Source organism: Eudoraea sp., from assembly GCF_049665975.1.
Lineage (GTDB): Bacteria > Bacteroidota > Bacteroidia > Flavobacteriales > Flavobacteriaceae > Eudoraea.
In genome coordinates, this window is record NZ_JBATGR010000540.1 from 1 (window position 1) to 5330 (window position 5330).

9 protein-coding genes are annotated in these 5330 nt (G+C 38.2%); 7 read left to right on the forward strand and 2 right to left on the reverse strand.

The features are described 5' to 3' along the window. Positions 1–301: 301 nt before the first annotated feature. Entirely contained in the window at positions 302–574 is a 273-nt protein-coding gene (locus WBN20_RS16980) for a hypothetical protein (protein ID WP_424282544.1), read from the reverse strand. Positions 575–595: 21 nt separating this feature from the next. Further along, the gene (locus WBN20_RS16985) at positions 596–883 is read right to left on the reverse strand and encodes an EF-hand domain-containing protein (protein WP_424282545.1); all 288 of its coding nucleotides are present in this window, start codon (positions 881–883) and stop codon (positions 596–598) included. Between the two features lie 68 nt (positions 884–951). On the opposite strand from WBN20_RS16985, the gene WBN20_RS16990 reads away from it, so the two are divergent. The 7 genes from WBN20_RS16990 (at position 952) to mscL (ending at position 4973) form a co-directional block, all read left to right on the forward strand. Then, positions 952–1113, forward strand: coding sequence for a hypothetical protein (locus tag WBN20_RS16990; protein ID WP_424282546.1), 162 nt, complete (start codon positions 952–954; stop codon positions 1111–1113). Between the two features lie 329 nt (positions 1114–1442). Next, positions 1443–2078 carry an RNA polymerase sigma factor gene (locus WBN20_RS16995; protein WP_424273326.1) on the forward strand — a complete coding sequence of 212 codons (636 nt, stop codon included), beginning with the start codon at positions 1443–1445 and terminating at the stop codon, positions 2076–2078. After that, positions 2078–2266, forward strand: coding sequence for a hypothetical protein (locus WBN20_RS17000; RefSeq protein WP_424273325.1), 189 nt, complete (start codon positions 2078–2080; stop codon positions 2264–2266). Before WBN20_RS16995 ends, WBN20_RS17000 begins: the two co-directional genes overlap by 1 nt. A gap of 28 nt (positions 2267–2294) precedes the next feature. Next, entirely contained in the window at positions 2295–3113 is an 819-nt protein-coding gene (locus tag WBN20_RS17005; protein WP_424273324.1) for a mechanosensitive ion channel family protein, read from the forward strand. An 88-nt stretch (positions 3114–3201) separates the two neighbouring features. After that, positions 3202–3531, forward strand: coding sequence for a YegP family protein (locus WBN20_RS17010; protein ID WP_424273323.1), 330 nt, complete (start codon positions 3202–3204; stop codon positions 3529–3531). Positions 3532–3572: 41 nt separating this feature from the next. Continuing rightward, on the forward strand, positions 3573–4499 hold the full coding sequence (locus tag WBN20_RS17015) for a DUF3078 domain-containing protein (protein WP_424282547.1): 927 nt from the start codon (positions 3573–3575) through the stop codon (positions 4497–4499). Positions 4500–4571: 72 nt separating this feature from the next. Beyond that, positions 4572–4973, forward strand: coding sequence for a large conductance mechanosensitive channel protein MscL (gene mscL / locus WBN20_RS17020; protein WP_424282548.1), 402 nt, complete (start codon positions 4572–4574; stop codon positions 4971–4973). Positions 4974–5330 lie beyond the last annotated feature (357 nt).

Genomic DNA, 5330 nt, shown 5'->3' on the forward strand with positions numbered 1-5330 from the left:
AAGTAAGAGTACCCTTTATGGATTTGAAAAAGAAATCAACGGACCAGGGGAGTTTATCAACCAAAGGATGAATCCCATCAATGAAGGTAATTACAAGAGTGATAAAGCTTGGCTGAAGGAATAAAAAAAGACCCGCTGGTTATTTTAAACCAGTGGGTCTCCAACTAACTCAAACTAACCAAACTTATTTATCCATAGGCATCAATTTATATCACTTTCCAATCTTATATAGGCACCTCCTGCACCAATGAAATCATCTACAAAGTGGAGATCATTATGAGGTTTTAACCTGACTTTGTCTTTATACATTTACACTTAGTATGGGCTTTAAGCCCGCTACCAATGAAATTGCCAACAAAATCACCACAAATGCAAATAAAAAAAGACCAATTACAGAAATGCTTACTGCATTATCCAGATTATTTTGTAATTCAAGAACACCATGCTCCAGATTTAGGCTAACACTGTAATTAGTGTCTTTTTCGAGCACGAAAAAATCATTCTTTATTCCATTTTTCAACACCATAGAAGCGCTTGTGCTGTTAAAGATATTTTGAAAAATGCTGTTTTTCATGCTAAAATTGTTTTTAGGATCTTATTGTCTCTGGCCTCTTTTTCTTTCTGGTTTCGGGGCTTCTTCCACTTCTTCTCGTGAAAGGAAACCATCTTCATCAGTATCTATTTTTGCGAAGTCGTTTTTAAGGGGGCCTTTGATTTCCTCTTTGGAGAGTTTTCCATCTTCGTCCTTATCCATCTGTTCAAAAATTTCATCGACGGTCGGGGGTTCTTGATTTCCTTGACGATTGCCAGAATTTTGAGCGTTGCATGAAATTGCAAATAGTGCGCTGGCGGTAATACTTAATAAAATTGCTTTTGTTTTCATCTTGATTTCATTTTTATAATTAATAGGTCAAAGAACCATTGGAAATCATCGGTTTAAAAAACAAATCAATGAAAGAGGATTTGTTATCTACAGACAGGAGGGTTTTATCAACGGAGATTTTTGGCTTCTCTGTGGAAAATCAACTTATTTCCTCGCACCGTAAATACAAAATGACAGCTCCATCCCGATTGACATCAGGCCTATCCGTACAATTTCTTGGGCAATTTTAGCGTAGAAAGTGACTTTTTAAAATTAATGGTGTCTTAAGGATGTAAGTCATAAGTAGTTGTCCATTTTAAAAATATATTCATGAACTGACCTTTTTTATGGTCACCATATCTGCCAGTAGCTGTACCCCCGAATGTCTACTGGCCAGATTTGGGTAAAACATATAAAATGCGTGCACTGAAAACGATAAATGAATTTGATGGAAGATAGCGTAGTTAGTTGGGTTGATTTGGGTCTCTGTAAGAACATAAAAACTTCCAAAGGAGGCCCATATCTCAAGGTTTCATTAAATTGTGTTTATTTGCTAAATAACCGATTCAAACCATAGTAGATGGTGACGACCATACTTAAAAATTTATTTCTTGTATTAATCGGGGATCGATACAGGTCTGATTTAACAAAGGATAATCCTTATCGGGGCCTTAGTGACGAGGAATTGGTCAAAACCATCATTGAGACAAAAAACACCCTTTTATTCGGGATTATTTATGACCGTTATGCAAATAAGGTCTATACCAAATGTATCGGTTTTTCAAGGTCTGATGATGAAGCCGCAGACCTTACTCAGGATGTTTTTCTTATGATTTTCGTTAAAATGGGAAGTTTTAAAGGCAACGCTAAATTTTCAAGTTGGGTATACGCCTTAACCTATAATTTTTGTGTCAACTATGTGAACAGGAACAAAGAGCGCAAAATGAGTGAGAAATCAGAAAATCTGGATGCTAATGACCCTGGCATGTCAATTAATGTGGAGGACAAAAGCTTATTCCATCTTCGCTCGGACAAGCTAAAAACAGTGTTGGAACAGATAGCCCCGGAAGATAAAGCCATCTTGCTTCTGAAATATCAGGATGATGTTCCCATCAAAGAACTTTGTGCCATTCTGAATATTGGTGAAAGTGCTGTAAAAATGCGCCTGAAAAGAGCGAAAGCAAGATTAATAGAAACCTATAATGCAACTCCATAATGGCAGATAAAAGTAAAAATCCGTTTAAAGATCTGGGCAAATTACTTAAGGATGCGCCCCCTAATCTCAAAACAAAGGTGATGAATGATGTTGCCACGGCCAAGCTTATCATGGAGCTGGCCTCCCTGTTTACCATAAACGTCAAAGAGGCGATATCTGGTATGTTTAAGACCCGACGTAAAAACTAATATATAACTATCTAATCTCACTAAAATTATGGAATCAATTGGAAGCTTAGCATCAGAATCCCTCAAATCTATCTTTCAGGATATCGTCTCTGCACTCCCCGGGATCATAGGCGCAATCATTGTTCTTCTACTGGCATGGATCATCATAAAGATCATATCATTTATTTTGAAAAAGATCTTACGTATCGCACGAATTGACAAGGTCTCCGAAAAAATAAACGAAGCCAAATTATTTGGCGAAAAGAGTACGGTAAAAGTAGATGTGTCCAGAATCTTATTGGGCTTTGTAAAAGGGATCTTATGGATCACCTTTATCATAGTAGCAGCCGAAATAATGGGGTTAACGATTGTCTCAACCGAGATCTCAAACCTGTTGCGCTATTTGCCTATTCTGCTTAGTGCGGTTGTCATTTTTATGATTGGGATGTTTGCCGCCAAACTGATCCGGAAAGCGCTGCAAGGTATTTTCGAATCCACCGGCATGAGCGGATCAAAGATAGTTAGTGGCATTGTGTACTATATAATCATTGTTTTTGTATTGGTAACCGCGTTGAACCAGGCCGGGATAGATACAGCAATTATCACCAGCAATATTACCCTGATCATAGGAGCCTTTCTCCTGGCGTTTGCCATAGGATTAGGCCTGGGATCCAGGGAAGTAGTAGCGGACCTGCTCAAGACATTCTATGCCCGCAAAACATATGCCATAGGTGATTCAATTAAAACGAAAAAAATAGAAGGAACCATAGAGGCCATAGAAGGAATCTCGGTTACTGTGAAAACAGCCACCACCAGGGTAGTGATCCCAATAAAGGATCTGGTTCAAAATAAAGTAGAAATTAAATAGGACAAAATAGTGGGCAGCTGGCAGAGCTATATTGTGCGCTATGAACAACAATAATCAACAATTTGTATAATTAAAATAGAAAGTAAAAATGGGAAAATTTGAAATTAAAAAAACGAAATCGGGTTTGTATAAGTTCGATCTGAAAGCCTCGAACGGGCAGGTGATCTTAAGCAGTCAAACCTACAAATCAATGCCGGGTTGCCAAAAAGGGCTCGGCTCGGTAAAAATGAATGCCAAAGATGATAAAAGGTATGACCGTAAAACAGCCAAAGATGGCAGCCCTTATTTTAATTTAAAGGCTAAAAACGGACAAATTATAGGCACCAGTGAGATGTATAGCAATACCTCCGGAATGGAAAATGGGATCGCTTCTGTAAAGAAAAATGCTCCCGGTGCCACTATTGAGCACAAGTCATAGAAATTAATAGCAATTCAATGAAAACGATAAAAACAAACACCATGAAAAAATTACTATTATTAGCTCTTTTTGTGTTGGGAAGTGTGTACACTTACGCCCAGACGGAAGACGAATTAAAGGCTGCAAAGGCAAATAAAAGTGATTCTATTGCGGCAATTCAGGGCAGGGTAGATGCTATCCAGGCTCAGATAGATGCTTTACCGGGATGGAAGGTTGGAGCTTTTGGAACAATTGGAGGTAGTTTTTCCGGATTTAATAATTGGTATGCCCAGGCGTCACCTAATAACTCTGCAGGAACAATAGGTTTTACAGTAAATGGTTTTGCAAATCGGGATGAACCTAAATACTTCTGGAGGAATGCCCTGACGCTAAATCTTAATTGGGTAAAATTTGATGATAAGGATGATCCTAATGACCAAAAAGGTTTTAGACAAGCCACAGATGTATTTAATCTTTCTTCTTTATACGGAAGAAAATTAAGTGAAAAGTTTGCCATTTCCGGGCTTATGGAATACCGAACCACCATTTTAAGCAATTTTAATGATCCGGGGTATCTGGATCTTGGCGTGGGTGCAACCTGGACTCCGGTTAAAGATCTCTATGTAGTGATCCATCCATTGAACTACAATTTTGTTTTTAGTAGTACAGACGCAATTTTCGAATCTTCATTGGGAGCAAAGATCGTTGCTGATTACAGCAAGGAATTCGGCGCTGTCAAATTCAGAACAAATATGTCTGTATTCCAAAGTTACAAAAGTTCCAACTTGTCTAACTGGACCTGGACCAACTCATTTTCATATACATTGTGGAAGATGATTGGGCTTGGCTTCGATTTTGGGTTGCGAAAAAACAAACAAGAGGCGTTGAACTATTCTGTAAACACCTTAGGGAATACCACAGACACTTTTGATACGGTTAACAATGACCTTCAAACCTATTGGACCTTAGGATTGAGTTATAAGTTCTAACCAAACAGAAACCTACAAGAATTTCATTTATTAACTAAATATTTATATTAATCATTTAAACTAGTAGAACTAATGCTAAAAGAATTTAAAAATTTTATTATGACTGGCAATGTAATTGATTTTGCAGTTGCTGTAATTATGGCAGGGGCGCTGGGCCTTGTTATTAATGGCTTTGTAGCCGACATTATTATGCCAATAGTAGGTGAATTTGCCGGAGGTGTAGATTTTGCCAATTTAAAATATGTCCTCACAGAAACCTCAGGGACTGAAGGAGAAGCTGGCTATGTAGCAGAAAATGCAATTCGATGGGGCGCATGGGTAAACACCATTGTTAATCTTTTAATTGTAGGATTTGTAATGTTTCTTATTGTTAAGGCTTATAACAAAACAAAAACACCCCCAGCTCCTCCGGCGCCATCGGGTCCTTCACAAGAAGAGCTACTGGCAGACATACGAGACCTCTTGAAGAAGTAGTAGTTAACTGCTTAAAAAAAAGAATTAGAAAACCCCTTGCATTTTAGAGTGCAGGGGTGTTTGTTGTAAGGGAGTTAACACCTGATTTTGCGCGTATTGTTTACGGAATTTGTGATTTCCCTATCTTCATAGTTAACCCGGGATTCTATAAAAGACCCAAAGAAATACTCCCTCCTGGCGCGAGCCTTATGCTAGTATTGAACATTGTTTAAACTGGTTTTAAGAAAGAGAATAAATGCCAATTTAGCCTGTTCAGGCAAACAGGTGATTGGAGTACGGGTGTAACGCCTGCAGCATCGTGGTGAAATAGCTGCCAATTTGCTATTTTAGATTAGCCTTATAATACTTCCCTCACTC